Source organism: Methylobacterium sp. 190mf (genome assembly GCF_900107945.1).
In the GTDB taxonomy this organism is placed as follows: Bacteria; Pseudomonadota; Alphaproteobacteria; order Rhizobiales; family Beijerinckiaceae; genus Methylobacterium.
Map to the genome: position 1 here is coordinate 219,339 of NZ_FNVI01000008.1, position 14,111 is coordinate 233,449.

Here is a 14,111-nt window from a genome sequence, read left to right on the forward strand (position 1 = left end):
GATCGCGCGCCGCGGCAGCGCCGGGTGAGGCGCGCGTCGGCAAGCGAGCGGTGTCCCGAAGGCCCGCGCCGACGGGCGGGCCCGGTGCTGGCGACGAAGGCGCATTCGTGTGAAACGCGCCGCACGGACGGAGATCGATGTGCGCCGGAATGGCTGAGGATGGGATTGCCGATTCGGGCCGCGCTTGGCGTCGGCTCGCCGCGGCGACGGCGCTCGGCACGGTCGGAGGCGTCGGCATGTGGTCGGTCGTCGTCGTGCTGCCCGCCGTTCAGGCCGAGTTCGGGGTCGATCGGGCGGCGGCCGCCCTGCCCTATACCCTCACGATGGTCGGCTTCGCGGTCGGCGGCCTCCTGATGGGCCGGCTCGCGGACCGCATCGGCATCGTGCCCCCGCTGCTCCTCGGCACCGTCTGCCTGGCCCTCGGCTACGGGCTCAGCGCCCTCGCGACGAACCTCTGGCAGTTCGCCCTCGTGCACGGCGTGCTCGTCGGGGCGCTCGGCAGCTCGGTCGCCTTCGGACCGCTGATGGCCGACGTGTCGCGCTGGTTCTCGCGCCGGCGAGGGCTCGCCGTCGCGCTGTGCGCGTCCGGCAATTACCTCGCGGGCACGCTCTGGCCGCCGGTGGTGGAGCGCGCGGTCCACGCGTACGGCTGGCGCGCGACGCAGGCCGGAATCGGCCTGTTCTGCCTCGTCGCCATGCTGCCCCTCGCGCTGGCGATGCGGGGCCGGCCGCCGCGGGCTTCGGCGACGTGCGCGGCCGGTCCGCAGGCCGTGACGACGCTGTCGCCCGCGGCGCTGCAGGGCCTCCTCGTCGTGGCCGGCACCGCGTGCTGCGTGGCGATGGCGATGCCGCAGGTCCACATCGTGGCGTACTGCAGCGATCTCGGGTACGGCGTCGCCCGCGGCGCGCAGATGCTGTCGCTGATGCTCGGCTTCGGCATCGTCAGCCGGGTCGCGTCGGGCTTCGTCGCCGACCGGATCGGCGGTCTCGCGACGCTGCTGGCCGGTGCGCTGCTGCAGGCGGCGGCGCTCGCGCTCTACCTCGCGTTCGACGACCTGACCTCGCTCTACGTGATCTCGGCTCTGTTCGGCCTGTTCCAGGGCGGCATCGTGCCGGCCTACGCGATCATCGTGCGCGAGTACCTCCCGGCCGAGGAGGCCGGGGCGCGGATCGGTGCGGTGCTGATGGCGACGCTGGCCGGCATGGCGCTCGGCGGCTGGCTCACGGGGGCGATCTTCGACGCCACCGGCTCCTACCGTGCGGCGTTCGTCAACGGGCTGGCCTGGAACGCCGTCAACGTGGCGATCGTGCTGTGGCTGATTCACTGCCGTCGGGCGCGCACGAGTCCGGCCGCGCTCTGAGGGCTCCGGACCCGCCCCCCCGGGATCTCGGGCCGTCCCGCCGGTCGCGGCTCCGCGTGCGTCTCACGCGTGCGCCTTCTCCGCGGGTCACGGCGCGGCCGATCCCGCCGCGGGCACGGGCAGCACGTCTGGCCGGAAGAACAGGCCCGCCTTCAGGCTGTCGCCGATGCGGTGCGCGCGCTCGATCAGGAGGGCGGCAGGTTCGGGCGGGAAATGGGCGGAGGCCGTCTCCCCGAACAGGTCGAGCCACCGCGCGAAGTGCTCGGGCTCGAGGCGGCCCAGCGCGAGATGCTTGCCGAACGGGTTGCCCTTGTACCGGCCTGACTTGAAGAGGACCGAGGACCAGAACGCCCGGACGGTCTCCATGTGCCGCGGCCAGTCCGGGTCGGGGATCGCGGCCGCGAAGACGGGTCCGAGCAGCGCATCGCCGCGCACGCGCCCGTAGAAGGCATCGAGAAAGCGGGCGAGGCTGGCTTCGTCGAGCGCGACATCGGGCATGATCGTGAGATGCCGGCAGACCCCGCTCTCTTCAAGGGGGATCGGACGGCCTCCGGATCGGAGCCGGAGGGGACGGCGCGCGTCAGTCCTCGGCCGACGCCGGGCGCGGCCGCCATTGACCGCGGTATCGCGCCAGAATAAATGATGGTCATAATTCTTTTGGGCGATCGGCTGCGACGGAGCTCGGTGATGGACGCGCGATGGGTGATCGGGTTCGCCGGCTTGGCACTCGCGGCATGCTCGCCGGCCGAGACCGCCGTCACGCCGGAGCCGCCGCTGGTGCAGACCGTCGCGGTCGCGCCCGCCTCGGCGGCGGTGGCGCGCTACACCGGCGTGATCCGGGCGCGCACCGAGAGCAACCTCGGCTTCCGGGTCGGCGGCAAGATCTTCGAGCGCCTCGTCGACCCGGGCGACCACGTGCGCCTCGGCCAGCCCCTGATGCGGCTCGACCGGACCGACTTCACCCTGGCGCTCAACGCGGCCCGCGCCTCGGTCGAGGCGGCCCGCGCGCAGATGATCAAGGCCAGGGCCGACGAGGAGCGCAGCCGCAAGCTCGTCGGCGACGGGTGGACCTCCAAGCAGACCTACGACCAGAACAAGGCGGCCGCCGACGCGGCCATCGCCCAGTTCGCCAACGCCGAGGCGCAGGCGAGCCAGATCGCCAACCAGGCCGGCTATTCCGAGCTCCAGGCCGATGCCGACGGGGTCGTGATGGAGGTGCCGACCGAGCCCGGCCAGGTCGTCGCCGCCGGGCAGACGGTGGTGAAGCTCGCCCGCGACGGCGCGCGCGAGGCGGAGGTGTTCCTGCCGGAGGGGAGCCGGCAACGCGCGAAGGGCACGGCGTCGGCCACCCTCTACGCCGAGGGCGAGACGACCTACCCGGCCAAGCTCCGGGAATTGTCGGCCACGGCCGATCCGGCGACCCGCACATACCGCGCCCGCTACATCCTGTCGGGCGGGGGCGAGACCGCGCCCCTCGGGGCGACTGTGACGCTCCAGCTGATCCCTGCCCAGGGGCAGGCGCGGGCTTCGGTGTCCGTGCCGCTGGGGGCCCTGTTCGACCAGGGCGGCGGCTCGGCCGTCTGGCGCTACGACGCCGAGACCCAGACCGTCGCGGCGCAGCCCGTCACCGTCGCGCGCCTGTCGGAGGAGACCGCGGAAGTCGCCTCGGGCCTGACGCCCGGTGACCGGATCGTCGCGCTCGGCGCCCATCTGCTGAGAGCGGGCGAGAAGGTCCGTCAGGCCGACGCCAGCGTCGTGGAGGCCGGCCGATGAACGCCTCCGGCTTCAATCTCTCGGCCCTGGCGGTGCGCGAGCGCGCCGTCACGCTGTTCCTCCTGCTCGCCGTCACCGCGGCCGGGATCTTCGCCTTCGAGAAGCTCGGGCGCGCCGAGGACCCGACCTTCACGGTCAAGACCATGGCGGTCTCGGCCGCCTGGCCCGGCGCGACCACCGACGAGATGCAGCGGCAGGTCGCCGACCCGCTGGAGAAGCGGCTGCAGGAGCTCGTCTACTACGACCGCGTCGAGACGACCGTCCGCCCCGGCCTGATGCTGATGAAGGTCTTCTTCAAGGACAGTATGCCGCCGGCCCGGCTCCAGTCGGAATTCTACCAAGCGCGCAAGAAGCTCTCCGACCAGGCCTCCGGCCTGCCGCGCGGCGTGCTCGGGCCGCTGTTCAACGACGAGTTCTCGGACGTCTACTTCGCCCTCTACGCGCTCCAGGCCCAGGGGCTGCCGCACCGGCATCTCGTGCTCCGCGCCGAGGACCTGCGCCAGCGGCTGCTGCGCGTGCCCGGCGTCGAGAAGATCAACATCCTCGGCGAGCAGGCGCAGAAGATCTTCGTCGAGGTCTCCTACCAGCGCCTCGCGACCCTGGGCATCACCGGCCAGCAGCTGCTGGCGGCGCTCGCCAACCAGAACGACGTGACGCCGGCCGGCTTCGTCGAGGCCGACGGCCCGCGGGTCTACCTGCGCCTCGACGGCGCCATCGACGGCCTCGACGCGATCCGCGACCTGCCGGTGGCGGCCGGCGACCGCAGCCTCAAGCTCGGCGACATCGCCGAGGTGAAACGCGGCTACGAGGACCCGAAGACCTTCGCGATCCGCAACGACGGCGCGCCGGCCCTGGTGCTCGGCCTCGTGATGAAGCCGGGCTTCAACGGACTGAGCCTGGGCGAGGCGCTGAACGCCGAGGAGGTCGCGATCCATCGCGATCTCCCGACCGGCATCACCTTCACGAAGATCACCGACCAGGCGAGGGTGATCGACGACGCCATCCACGAGTTCATGGTGAAGTTCTTCACAGCGCTCTCGGTGGTGATCTTCGTCAGCCTCGTGGCGCTCGGCTTCCGGGTCGGCATCGTGGTGGCGCTGGCGGTGCCGCTCACCCTCTCGGCCGTGTTCGTGGTGATGATGATCACCGGCCGCGACTTCGACCGCATCACGCTCGGCGCGCTCATCATCTCACTGGGCCTCCTCGTCGACGACGCCATCATCGCCATCGAGATGATGGTGGTGCGCATGGAGGAGGGCGCCGACCGGGTCTCGGCGGCGACCCATGCCTGGAGCGCCACCGCCGCGCCGATGCTGACCGGCACGCTCGTCACCATCGCGGGCTTCCTGCCGGTGGGCTTCGCCGCCTCCACGGCGGGCGAGTATGCCGGCAACATCTTCTGGGTGGTGGCCTTCTCGCTGATCGTCTCGTGGATCGTGGCCGTGACCTTCACGCCCTACCTCGGCGTCAAGCTCCTGCCCGACATCAAGAAGGTCGAGGGCGGGCACGCCGCGATCTACGCCACGCGGAACTACCAGCGCCTGCGCCGGGTCGTGCGGCTCTCGGTCGACCACAAGTGGATGGCCGCCGGCATCACCGTGGCGCTGTTCGCGGCGGCCGCGGTCGGCATGGGCAAGGTCGAGAAGCAGTTCTTCCCGAACTCGGAGCGCTCCGAGCTCATCGTCGAGGTGACGCTGCCGACCGGGTCCGCCTTCGCGACCACCGAGGCCAGCGTCCGGAAGGTCGAGGCGGCCGTGCGCGCGCTGCCCGAGGCGGGCGAGATCACGAGCTATATCGGCCAGGGCATGCCGCGCTTCGTGCTCTCGTTCGACCCGGAGCTGCCGGACCCCGCCTTCGCGCAGATCGTCGTCCAGACCGCGGATTCCCACGCCCGCGACGTGCTGCGCGGCAAGGTGCGCAAGCTCGTGGACGACGGCCGCTTCCCCGAGGCGCGGGTGCGGGTGCTGCAGATCGTGTTCGGGCCGCCGGTGCGCTTCCCCGTCGCCTTCCGGGTGGTCGGGCCCGACCTCACCGTCATCCGGGGCATCGCCGCGGAGGTGCGCGACGTCATGATGGCCAACCCCAACATGCGCCTCGTCCACCTCGACTGGGGCGACAGGACGCCGACCCTGCACCTCGCCCTCGACCAGGAGCGCCTGCGCCTGATCGGCCTGACGCCGAAGGAGGCCGGCCAGCAGCTGCAGAGCTACCTCAACGGGACGCCGGCGACCCAGGTCCGCGAGAACCTCCGCTCCGTGGACGTGCTCCTGCGCAGCCCCGGCCCCGAGCGCCGCTCGCTCGGCGACATCGGCGACCTGACGCTGGCCACGCGGGACGGGCGGCAGGTGCCGCTCTCCCAGGTCGCGCACCTGGAGAGCCGCAACGAGGACGCGGTGCTCAAGCGCTACAACCGCGAGACCTACATCCGCGTGCAGGGCGACGTGATCGACGGCAAGCAGCCGCCGGACATCCACGCGCAGATCGTCCCCGAACTCGCGGCCATCAAGGCGAGGCTGCCGCCCGGCTACCGCATCGACACGGCCGGCTCGGTGGAGGAGAGCGAGAAGGCGATGAAGGCGCTCGTCACGGTCTTCCCGCTGATGCTGATCATGACCCTGACGGTCATCATGCTGCAGGTCCGCTCGTTCACCACGATGTTCATGGTGTTCGCGACCGCGCCGCTCGGCCTCGTCGGGGCGGTCCCGACGCTGCTCGTCTTCCACCAGCCCTTCGGCTTCAACGCGATCCTCGGCCTGATCGCGCTGTCCGGCATCCTGATGCGCAACACGCTGATCCTGGTGGACCAGATCCACCACGACCGCGCGGCGGGCCTGTCGGACTACGAGGCCATCGTCGAGTCGACGGTGCGGCGGGCCCGACCGGTGATCCTGACGGCCGCTGCCGCGATGCTCGCCTTCGTCCCGCTGACCCACTCGGTGTTCTGGGGGGCGCTGGCCTACGTGCTCATCGGCGGCGTCGGCGTCGGGACCCTGCTGACCCTGCTGTTCCTGCCGGCACTCTACGCCCTCTGGTTCCGGGTGGCGCGGGACGCGCACGCGCCGCGGACCGCACCCGGCCCCGCACCGGTGCCCGTGCCGGCCGAGCCCTGACCCGGCCGCCCCCCACCGATGCCCCGCTCGGGGCATCCCGCGATCGCGCGCTCGGGTCCCGGGCGCGCGGTGCGTCGACCGGCCCGCGCTTCGCCCCCTCGCCCGGGCCGGTCGGCAGCCCTGAACGGCCGCCGCGGCGCGACCGCGACGCCGCTCTCCGCCCGGCCTCGGGCATCCGCGGCTCGCCGTCCCTTCAATAAATGACATCTCGCATCTATGTGAGGAGGCGGAGCGGAGGACGGTACGATGCCGAGGGTCTCGCAGGAGCAAGCCAAGCTGAACCGCCAGCGCGTGGTCGAGGTCGCCTCGGCCCTGTTCCGGGAGCGCGGCCTGCACGGTATCGGCGTCGTCGACATCATGGCGGCCGCGGGCCTGACCCATGGCGGCTTCTACGGTCAGTTCGCCAGCAAGGATGCCCTCGCTGCGGAGGCGTTCGACGCGGCGATCAGCGCCGAGTACCGGGCCAACCTCGACGCCTTCATCGAGAATTACCTCTCCCTGGGGCATGTCCGCACGCCGGGGAGAGGCTGCCCCGTCGCGGCGCTGGTGAACGACGTCGGGCGTGAGCCGCCCGGAAGCGCCCTGCGGGCGCGGTTCACCCAGGGGGTCAAGGGGCTCGCCGGTCTCATCGCGGACAGGCTGCCCAGAGCGTCGAAGGAACGCCGCCGGCAGCGCGCCCTGATCGCGCTGTCGACCATGGTGGGGGCGGTGGTGCTGGCCCGGGGCGTCGACGACGAGGCCCTGGCCGGGGAACTGCTCGAGGCGGCGCGCTCCACGATCCCGGGCTGAGCCGGTCCGAGGCGGCACCCCGGCTCGGGCCGCCTCACCGCCGGGACAGGCACGGGCGATGCGATGGCCTCAGATGCCGCGACGGCGCGCGGCCCGCGGTCGGGCGGGCCGCGGTTTTCGGATCGACGGTGTCCGTCACGGCCGTCCGGCGCGTCCGGACGGAGGGTTGCGGGCCGTCAGCCCTCCGCCTTGGCGAGGAAGTCGAAGTCACAGCCTTCCGGGGCCTGCGTGACGCTGCGCCGGTAGAGCGCCTTGTAGCCCCGGGCCGGGGCCGGGGGCGGGCGATGGTCGGCGAGCCGGCGGGCGATCTCGTCCTGCGCGACCAGGAGATCGACGCGCTTGTCCCGGATCGACAGGCGGATGCGGTCGCCGTCGCGCACCGCGGCCAGCGGTCCGCCCACCGCGGCCTCCGGGGCCACGTGGAGGACGATCGACCCGAAGGCCGTGCCCGACATCCGCGCGTCGGAGATGCGCACCATGTCCTTCACGCCCGCCTGCGCCAGCTTCTTGGGGATCGGCAGGTAGCCCGCCTCCGGCATGCCGGCCGCGTGCGGGCCGGCATTCTGCAGGACGAGGATGTCGCCGGGCGCCACATCGAGGTCGGGGTCGTCGATGCGCGCCGAGAGGTCCTCCAGGCCGGTGAACACCACCGCCCGGCCCTCCGACTCGAACAGCTCGGGCGTCGCCGCCGCGCGCTTGAAGATCGCCCCGTCGGGCGCGAGGCTGCCGGACAGGGCCACCAAGCCGCCGACGGGCGATACGGGATCCGCCGCGGTGCGGATCACCGCGCGGTCGACCCAGGCCTCCGGCTCGTCCAGACGCTCGGCGAGCATCCGGCCCTCCACGTCCATGGTGTCGAGGTGAAGGAGCGGGCGCAGTTCGCGCAGGAGCGCGCCCATGCCGCCGGCGGCGTGGAAATCCTCCATGTAGCCCTGGCCCACGGGCTTCAGATCGACCAGCACCGGCGTCTCGTCGGAGATCTGATTGAACCGCTCGGGCGAGATCCGGATGCCGAGCCGCCCGGCGATGGCGGTGAGGTGCACGATGGCGTTGGTCGAGCCCGACACCGCCATCAGCACGCGGATCGCGTTCTCGACCGACTTCTGCGTGATCACCTGGGAGGGCCGGATCCGCGTCTCGATCAGCCGCACCGCCGCGCGGCCGGTCTCCTCGGCGGCCACCAGCCGGTCGGAATGCACCGCCGGGATCGCCGCGGTGCCCGGCAGCGACATGCCGAGCGCCTCCGCGATGCACGCCATGGTCGAGGCCGTGCCCATCACCGCGCAGGTGCCGGCCGTGACGGAGAGCCGACCCTCGACCTCGGCGATCTCCTCGGCGTCGACGGTGCCGGCCCGGTACTTGGCCCAGAAGCCCCGGCAATCCGTGCAGGCGCCGAGCCGCTGGCCCCGGTGGCGGCCGGTCGACATCGGGCCGGTGACGAGCTGGATCGCCGGCAGGTCGGCGGAGGCCGCGCCCATGAGCTGGGCCGGCACGGTCTTGTCGCAGCCGCCGATCAGCACCACCGCGTCCATCGGCTGGGCCCCGATCATCTCCTCGGTGTCCATGGCCATGAGGTTGCGGTACATCATGCTGGTCGGGTTGAGGAAAACCTCGCCGAGCGACACGGTCGGGAACGGCCGCGGCAGGGCGCCGGCCGCCAGCACGCCGCGGGAGACCGCCTCCACCAGCTCGGGCATGCCCCGGTGGCAGTTGTTGAAGCCCGACGGCGTCATGGCGATGCCGACCACCGGCTTGTTCAGCAGGCCGACCGAGATGCCCATCGAGCGCGCGAAGGAGCGGCGCAGGTACCGGGCGAAGTCGCGGTCGCCGTAATTGGTCAGGCCGCGGTCGAAGCCGTGCGGTTCGTCGGTCATGGTCGTCTCCTCGCGTGGGCGGCCCGGGTCGCCCCGGCCGTCCGGTCTGTCTCAGCGGTCGCCGGGCTCCCGGCTCCCGGAGCGCGCGTCGAGCAGGTCCTCGCGCGCGTCGTCCCACCCCTGTCGTTCGCGCCGCGTTCCCGGCGGCGCGCCGCCGGATCGGTTGCGGCCGCCGACGGCATCGGGGTGCGGACAGGCATGTCCCAGTCCGGCGCCGATGACGAGGCCTCTCAAGGCATGGCCCATCGGATAGGTGTCCGAGAAGGGGCCGCGCGGCTTCCGGAGCGCGAAAAGCGCGGCCGCGTCACCGCGTCCGGTGCCAGCCTCCACGGCGGCGCCCGCGTTCCGCACGATCCGTCCGGCGTTGCATCCGTAGCGGGACAGAGATCGCTCAGGCGGCGGGCGATCTGTAAGACGGTTCCGGCGTCGGCGGCCCCGGCGCTTCGCGGCAACGGGCTACCGGGTCACGTCATGGATTTGCGCAGAGCCGCGGCCGAGCTCACCCGTCAGGTGCGTGACGCCGTCCGCGGCCGGCCGGGCACCGTGTCACCGCGCGGCTCGACGGGGCGCGCGAGGACCGGGCTGTCGCGGCGATCGCTGGGCATCCTGCTCGTCCTCGCGGCGACGGCCGTCTGGCTGGCCGTCGCCCTCGTGCCCAACCTCCTCGGGAAGGGCGGAGCCCTGTGGGCGATCGTGCACGGCGCGTGCGTCCCCCACGCGTTGCGCGGACAGGGCCCCGCACCGTGCAGCCTGGTCGACCTGGAGGGTGGGGTCGAGAAGGGATACGCCATCCTCAAAGACCTTCGCGGGCGGGCGCAGTTCCTCCTGATCCCGACGGCGCGCATCACCGGCATCGAGAGCCCCGTGCTCCTCCAGCCCGGCACGACGAACTACTTCGCCAAGGCGTGGCGCGCCCGAACCTTCGTGGAGGAGCGTCTCGGCCATCCGCTCGACCGGCGGGACGTCAGTCTCGCGGTGAATTCGCGGCTGCGGCGGACTCAGGGGCAGCTGCACATCCACATCGACTGCGTCCGCCAGGATGTCCGCGACACCCTCCGCCGCCTCGCACCCACGATCGGGGATCGCTGGGCCCCTCTCGCGGAGCCGCTGGTCGGTCGCCCGTACAGGGCGATGCGCGTGCTCGGCGAGGATCTCGGCACCGCGGACCCGTTCGACCTGCTGGCGCGCGACGACGGGGCGCGCTCGGCCATGGGCGAGCACGCCCTGGCTGTCGTGGGCGCCGAGTTTCCGGGCGCGAAGCCGGGCTTCGTGCTCCTGGACGGTCTGGTGACCAGCCGCTTCGGCAAGGCCTCCAACGGCGAGGTCGTGCAGGACCACACCTGCGCCGTGGCGGCGGAGCCCGCATCGAGCGGATTTCGGCCACTGGAAGACTGACGCGGGCGGATCCGGCTTCCGCCGCGGGTCGGGTTGCGCGGTGCCGGCCGCAGGCCGCATTCCGGCCGGCCCTCGCGTGAGCGACGTCGCGGCAGCCGGCAGCGGCACGCCTGCGCGCAAGTCTTATAAATGACCTTAAATCTGTGCCGACGCCCGCAGCGGGGCGGGTAGCCCGAGACAAGGGCCGACTCTGACGCGTGCCATGTCGACGATCATCGCGATGAGAGCGAGGGCGAGAGCCGGTCGCACGCCGCCGATCCGCCGCCGGTCCCCTCGCGCACGGGGCGCCTCGGTGCAGCCACCGGGAGCTCGGCCCTCAAGTCATATATATGACACATGAATGTTGACAGGCCTTCCCGGGGGCGTATCCTCGATCCGACGCCGACGAGGTCGCGGACTTCGCAAGATCGGCGCGCGGACAGGTGAGGAGCGCCATGACGGCACGGAGCATCATCCGGCTCGTCGGGACGGTCGCGGTCCTATGGGGGGCGCTCGGCGCCGCCCGGGCCGAGGTCTCGACCGTGCGGCTCGCCAAGCAGTTCGGGATCTCCTACCTGCCGCTCACCGTGATGGAGGAGGAGGGCCTGCTCGAGAAGCAGGCCAAGCAGCGCGGGCTCGACGTCAAGGCCGAGTGGCTGCGCTTCACCGGCGGCTCGGGGATGAACGAGGCCCTGCTCTCCGGGAACCTCGACCTCGCCTCCGGCGGCGTCGGCCCGTTCCTGACGATCTGGGGCCGGACGCAGGGCAATCTCAAGGTCAAGGGCGTGGCGGCGCTGAACGCGATGCCGCTCTGGCTGGTCACCATCAACCCGGCGGTGAAGGCGATCACGGATTTCGGGCCCCAGGACAAGATCGCCCTGCCGACCGCCAAGACCTCGATCCAGGCCATCACCCTGCAGATGGCCGCCGAGAAGGCCTTCGGGCCGGGCCAGCAGGCCAAGCTCGACCCGCTCACCGTCTCGATGGGGCACCCGGACGCGCAGACCGCCATGATGGGCGGCCGCTCCGAGATCACCGCCCATTTCGGCTCTCCGCCCTTCCAGGAGATGGAGCTGAAGGACCCGCGCGCCCGCAAGGTGCTCGACAGCTACGACGTGATGGGCGGCCCCCACACCTTCAACCTCGTCTGGGCGACCAACCGCTTCGTCACCGAGAACCCCAAGGTCACGGCGGCCTTCCGGGCGGCGCTGGAGGAGAGCCTCGCGCTGATCCGCGACGACCCGGCCCGGGCCGCCGCCCTGTGGATCAAGGCCGAGGGGGCGAAGATCTCGCCCGAGGAGGCCGTGGCCATCATCCGCGCGCCGCAGAACGCCTGGACCACCAAGCCCGAGCGGATGCTCGCCTACCTCGCGTACATGAACCGGGCCGGGCTGGTCTCGGCCAAGGCCGACAGCGAGAGCGAGCTGTTCTTCCCCGATCCGAACGCTGCCGGCGCTCCGAAGGAGGCCAACCGGTGACGGCTCCCGTCGGCCACGCGGCCGTCGACCCGGGTGCAGGCGAGACGCTGCGGGTGCATGTCCGGCGCGGCGAGACCGTCGCGGACTACGCGGTGCCGCGCCGGGCCAACCAGACGGTGCTCGACGTCGTCACCGAGATCCAGCGCGACCAGGACCCGACCCTCGCCTACCGGTTCGCCTGCCGCGTCGGCATGTGCGGCTCCTGCGGCATGACGGTGAACGGGCGCCCGCGCTGGACCTGCCGGACCCGGGTCGCCGCCGTGGCGCCCGACGGAGAGCTTCTGCTGGAGCCCCTGCGCAACCTGCCGGTGGTGAAGGACCTCGCGGTCGACATGGAGCCCTTCTTCGAGAAGTGGCGCCGGGCCCACGGCTTCTTCGAGCCGGGCGAGAACCCGCCCGAGGATTTCGCGGTCGTGGAACCGGAATCCGCCGCGCGCCGGGAGGTCGATGCCGGCATCGAGTGCATCAATTGCGGCGTCTGCTACGCCGCCTGCGATCTGGTGACGTGGAACCCCGACTATCTCGGGCCGGCGGCCCTCAACCGGGCCTGGACGCTGGTCAACGACGTGCGCGACCGCGACCGGGATCGGCTCGCCGCGGTGGCGGGCGATGCCGGCTGCCACTCCTGCCACAGCCACATGAGCTGCACCGAGCACTGTCCGAAGGGCCTGAGCCCGACCTTCTCGATCGCGGGCCTCAAGCGCGAGACCGGCAAGGCGGCGCTGCGCCGGTTCTGGAGGCGCGGATGAGCCCGCTCCTGTACCTCGCCCAGCGCGGCACCGCGGCGATCCTGGCGGTCACGGTCGCGGTCCATCTCGGCACGATCCTCTACGCGGTGCGCGGCGGGCTCACGGCCGGCGAGATCCTGGGCCGGACGCAGGGCAACCTCGCCTTCCTGCTGTTCTACGCGGTCTTCGTCCTGGCCGCCGCGATCCACGCGCCGATCGGCCTGCGCAGCGTCCTGCGCGAGTGGACCGGCTGGCGCGGCCGCTCCCTCGACGTCGCCATGATCGCCCTCTCGGCCCTGCTCGCCGGGCTGGGCCTGCGGGCGGCACTCGCGGTGTACGCGGCATGAGGACCGCCCCGGGCACGGCCGGGCGGGCCGGCATCACCCGCGCGTCCCTGCGCCGGCCCGGCTTCGCCGCCGCGCTGATCCACCGGCTCTCGGGGATCGCCCTGGCGCTGTTCCTGCCGATGCACTTCATCGCGCTCGGCACCGCGCTCCAGGGTGCCGACCGGCTGGAGAGCTTCCTCGGCCTCACCCACAACGGCCTCGTCCGCACGGCCGAATGGGGACTCGTCTGCGCGCTCGCCGTCCACATGGCGCTGGGGTTGCGCGTGCTCGCCATCGAGTGGCTGCGCTTCCGCGAGCGCAATGCCGGCGTCGTGGCGGGCTGTCTCGCGGCCGCCTTCGCGGTCGGCCTGCTGTTCCTCCTGAGCGGGGCCTGATCCCCCGACCGTCACCAGCGGAGACCCGCCATGGATCTCGACATCCGCGAATTCGAGGAGGTCTGCCGCGACCTCTACGTCCGCGCCCTGAAGATCCTGCCGCCCGACATCAAGGCGGGCTTCGCCGACCTGCAGCGGGCCGAGACCAGCGCCACCGGCCGCGCCATCCTCGACACGATGGTGGAGAACGTCGCGGTCGCGGAGCGCACGAAGAATATCCTCTGCCAGGATACCGGCATCCCGATCTACAACGTCGTGATCGGCGCCGACGTGCGCTTCGACGGCGCCGCGCTCAAGGCCGCGATCCGGCGCGGCTGCGAGCGGGCGACCAAGGACTTCTCCCTGCGCTCCTCGGTGGTCCACCCGATCACCCGCAGGAACGAGCAGACCTCCTGCGGCATCCGCGTGCCGATCATCCACGTCGACTTCGACGACCGGCCCGAGACCGTGGCGGTGGAGATGATCCCGAAGGGCTCGGGCTCCGAGAACGGCTCGTTCCTGCAGATGCTGCTGCCCTCGGACGGGATCGGCGCGGCCAAGCGCTTCGTCATCGACCGGGTGATCGAGCTCGGCGGCCGGGTCTGCCCGCCGACCATCGTGGGCGTCGGGCTCGGCGGCACCTCCGACCTGTGCATGCACCTCGCCAAGGTGGCGGCGACCCGGCCGCTGCGCTCGGTCTGCTCCGATCCCGAAGGCGCCCGGATCGAGGCCGAGCTGTCGCGGGCCGTGAACGAACTCGGCATCGGCCCGCAGGGGCTCGGGGGCCGGTCCACGAGCTTCGCCGTCCATGTCGAGCTCGCCGCGACCCACATCACCCAGAACCCGGTCGCGGTGAACATCCAGTGCCACTCGGCCCGCCGCGCCCGCGCGACGCTCACGCCCGGCGGCATCGCGTTCGATTGA

Annotated in this window: 13 protein-coding genes; 10 read left to right on the forward strand and 3 right to left on the reverse strand. The window is 72.2% G+C overall.

The genetic code is table 11. The features are described from left to right. Positions 1-137: 137 nt before the first annotated feature. Positions 138-1,361, forward strand: coding sequence for an MFS transporter (locus C4T42_RS12080; RefSeq protein ID WP_103985138.1), 1,224 nt, complete (start codon positions 138-140; stop codon positions 1,359-1,361). Between the two features lie 87 nt (positions 1,362-1,448). Here C4T42_RS12080 and C4T42_RS12085 read toward each other — a convergent pair whose 3' ends face one another. Beyond that, positions 1,449-1,859: a group III truncated hemoglobin gene (locus C4T42_RS12085; protein WP_103985139.1), complete on the reverse strand. Its 411-nt coding sequence runs from the start codon at positions 1,857-1,859 to the stop codon at positions 1,449-1,451. Positions 1,860-2,048: 189 nt separating this feature from the next. On the opposite strand from C4T42_RS12085, the gene C4T42_RS12090 reads away from it, so the two are divergent. The 3 genes from C4T42_RS12090 (at position 2,049) to C4T42_RS12100 (ending at position 7,033) form a co-directional block, all read left to right on the forward strand. Further along, a complete protein-coding gene (locus C4T42_RS12090; RefSeq protein WP_091978509.1) occupies positions 2,049-3,134 on the forward strand; it encodes an efflux RND transporter periplasmic adaptor subunit in 1,086 nt (361 codons plus the stop codon). After that, positions 3,131-6,244 carry an efflux RND transporter permease subunit gene (locus C4T42_RS12095; RefSeq protein WP_103985140.1) on the forward strand — a complete coding sequence of 1,038 codons (3,114 nt, stop codon included), beginning with the start codon at positions 3,131-3,133 and terminating at the stop codon, positions 6,242-6,244. Before C4T42_RS12090 ends, C4T42_RS12095 begins: the two co-directional genes overlap by 4 nt. A 246-nt stretch (positions 6,245-6,490) precedes the next feature. Beyond that, a complete protein-coding gene (locus C4T42_RS12100) occupies positions 6,491-7,033 on the forward strand; it encodes a TetR/AcrR family transcriptional regulator (protein ID WP_020094907.1) in 543 nt (180 codons plus the stop codon). A gap of 176 nt (positions 7,034-7,209) precedes the next feature. Here C4T42_RS12100 and C4T42_RS12105 read toward each other — a convergent pair whose 3' ends face one another. Continuing rightward, entirely contained in the window at positions 7,210-8,907 is a 1,698-nt protein-coding gene (locus C4T42_RS12105; protein ID WP_103985141.1) for an IlvD/Edd family dehydratase, read from the reverse strand. Between the two features lie 51 nt (positions 8,908-8,958). After that, on the reverse strand, positions 8,959-9,258 hold the full coding sequence (locus C4T42_RS12110; protein WP_020094909.1) for a hypothetical protein: 300 nt from the start codon (positions 9,256-9,258) through the stop codon (positions 8,959-8,961). A gap of 120 nt (positions 9,259-9,378) precedes the next feature. Between C4T42_RS12110 and C4T42_RS12115 the strand changes: the two genes are divergently transcribed. From C4T42_RS12115 to C4T42_RS12140, 6 genes are all read left to right on the forward strand, one after another. Continuing rightward, positions 9,379-10,302, forward strand: coding sequence for a CDP-diacylglycerol diphosphatase (locus tag C4T42_RS12115; protein WP_049961883.1), 924 nt, complete (start codon positions 9,379-9,381; stop codon positions 10,300-10,302). Between the two features lie 434 nt (positions 10,303-10,736). Further along, complete coding sequence (locus C4T42_RS12120; protein WP_020094911.1) at positions 10,737-11,759, forward strand: ABC transporter substrate-binding protein; 1,023 nt, start codon at positions 10,737-10,739, stop codon at positions 11,757-11,759. Beyond that, positions 11,756-12,508, forward strand: a complete 753-nt coding sequence (locus tag C4T42_RS12125; RefSeq protein WP_020094912.1) for a 2Fe-2S iron-sulfur cluster-binding protein — start codon at positions 11,756-11,758, stop codon at positions 12,506-12,508. Before C4T42_RS12120 ends, C4T42_RS12125 begins: the two co-directional genes overlap by 4 nt. Next, positions 12,505-12,834 carry a succinate dehydrogenase membrane anchor gene (locus tag C4T42_RS12130; protein WP_020094913.1) on the forward strand — a complete coding sequence of 110 codons (330 nt, stop codon included), beginning with the start codon at positions 12,505-12,507 and terminating at the stop codon, positions 12,832-12,834. Before C4T42_RS12125 ends, C4T42_RS12130 begins: the two co-directional genes overlap by 4 nt. After that, positions 12,831-13,208: a succinate dehydrogenase gene (locus tag C4T42_RS12135; protein WP_020094914.1), complete on the forward strand. Its 378-nt coding sequence runs from the start codon at positions 12,831-12,833 to the stop codon at positions 13,206-13,208. Before C4T42_RS12130 ends, C4T42_RS12135 begins: the two co-directional genes overlap by 4 nt. A 30-nt stretch (positions 13,209-13,238) precedes the next feature. Continuing rightward, entirely contained in the window at positions 13,239-14,111 is an 873-nt protein-coding gene (locus C4T42_RS12140; protein ID WP_042672195.1) for a fumarate hydratase, read from the forward strand.

Excerpts from the sequence above, each read along its gene's own strand:
- C4T42_RS12120 (WP_020094911.1), top strand. The coding sequence starts at position 10,737 with ATGACGGCACGGAGCATCATCCGGCTCGTCGGGACGGTCGCGGTCCTA.
- C4T42_RS12085 (WP_103985139.1), bottom strand. The coding sequence starts at position 1,859 with ATGCCCGATGTCGCGCTCGACGAAGCCAGCCTCGCCCGCTTTCTCGAT.
- C4T42_RS12090 (WP_091978509.1), top strand. The coding sequence starts at position 2,049 with ATGGACGCGCGATGGGTGATCGGGTTCGCCGGCTTGGCACTCGCGGCA.
- C4T42_RS12105 (WP_103985141.1), bottom strand. The coding sequence starts at position 8,907 with ATGACCGACGAACCGCACGGCTTCGACCGCGGCCTGACCAATTACGGC.
- C4T42_RS12135 (WP_020094914.1), top strand. The coding sequence starts at position 12,831 with ATGAGGACCGCCCCGGGCACGGCCGGGCGGGCCGGCATCACCCGCGCG.
- C4T42_RS12140 (WP_042672195.1), top strand. The coding sequence starts at position 13,239 with ATGGATCTCGACATCCGCGAATTCGAGGAGGTCTGCCGCGACCTCTAC.
- C4T42_RS12080 (WP_103985138.1), top strand. The coding sequence starts at position 138 with ATGTGCGCCGGAATGGCTGAGGATGGGATTGCCGATTCGGGCCGCGCT.
- C4T42_RS12115 (WP_049961883.1), top strand. The coding sequence starts at position 9,379 with ATGGATTTGCGCAGAGCCGCGGCCGAGCTCACCCGTCAGGTGCGTGAC.
- C4T42_RS12130 (WP_020094913.1), top strand. The coding sequence starts at position 12,505 with ATGAGCCCGCTCCTGTACCTCGCCCAGCGCGGCACCGCGGCGATCCTG.
- C4T42_RS12100 (WP_020094907.1), top strand. The coding sequence starts at position 6,491 with ATGCCGAGGGTCTCGCAGGAGCAAGCCAAGCTGAACCGCCAGCGCGTG.
- C4T42_RS12095 (WP_103985140.1), top strand. The coding sequence starts at position 3,131 with ATGAACGCCTCCGGCTTCAATCTCTCGGCCCTGGCGGTGCGCGAGCGC.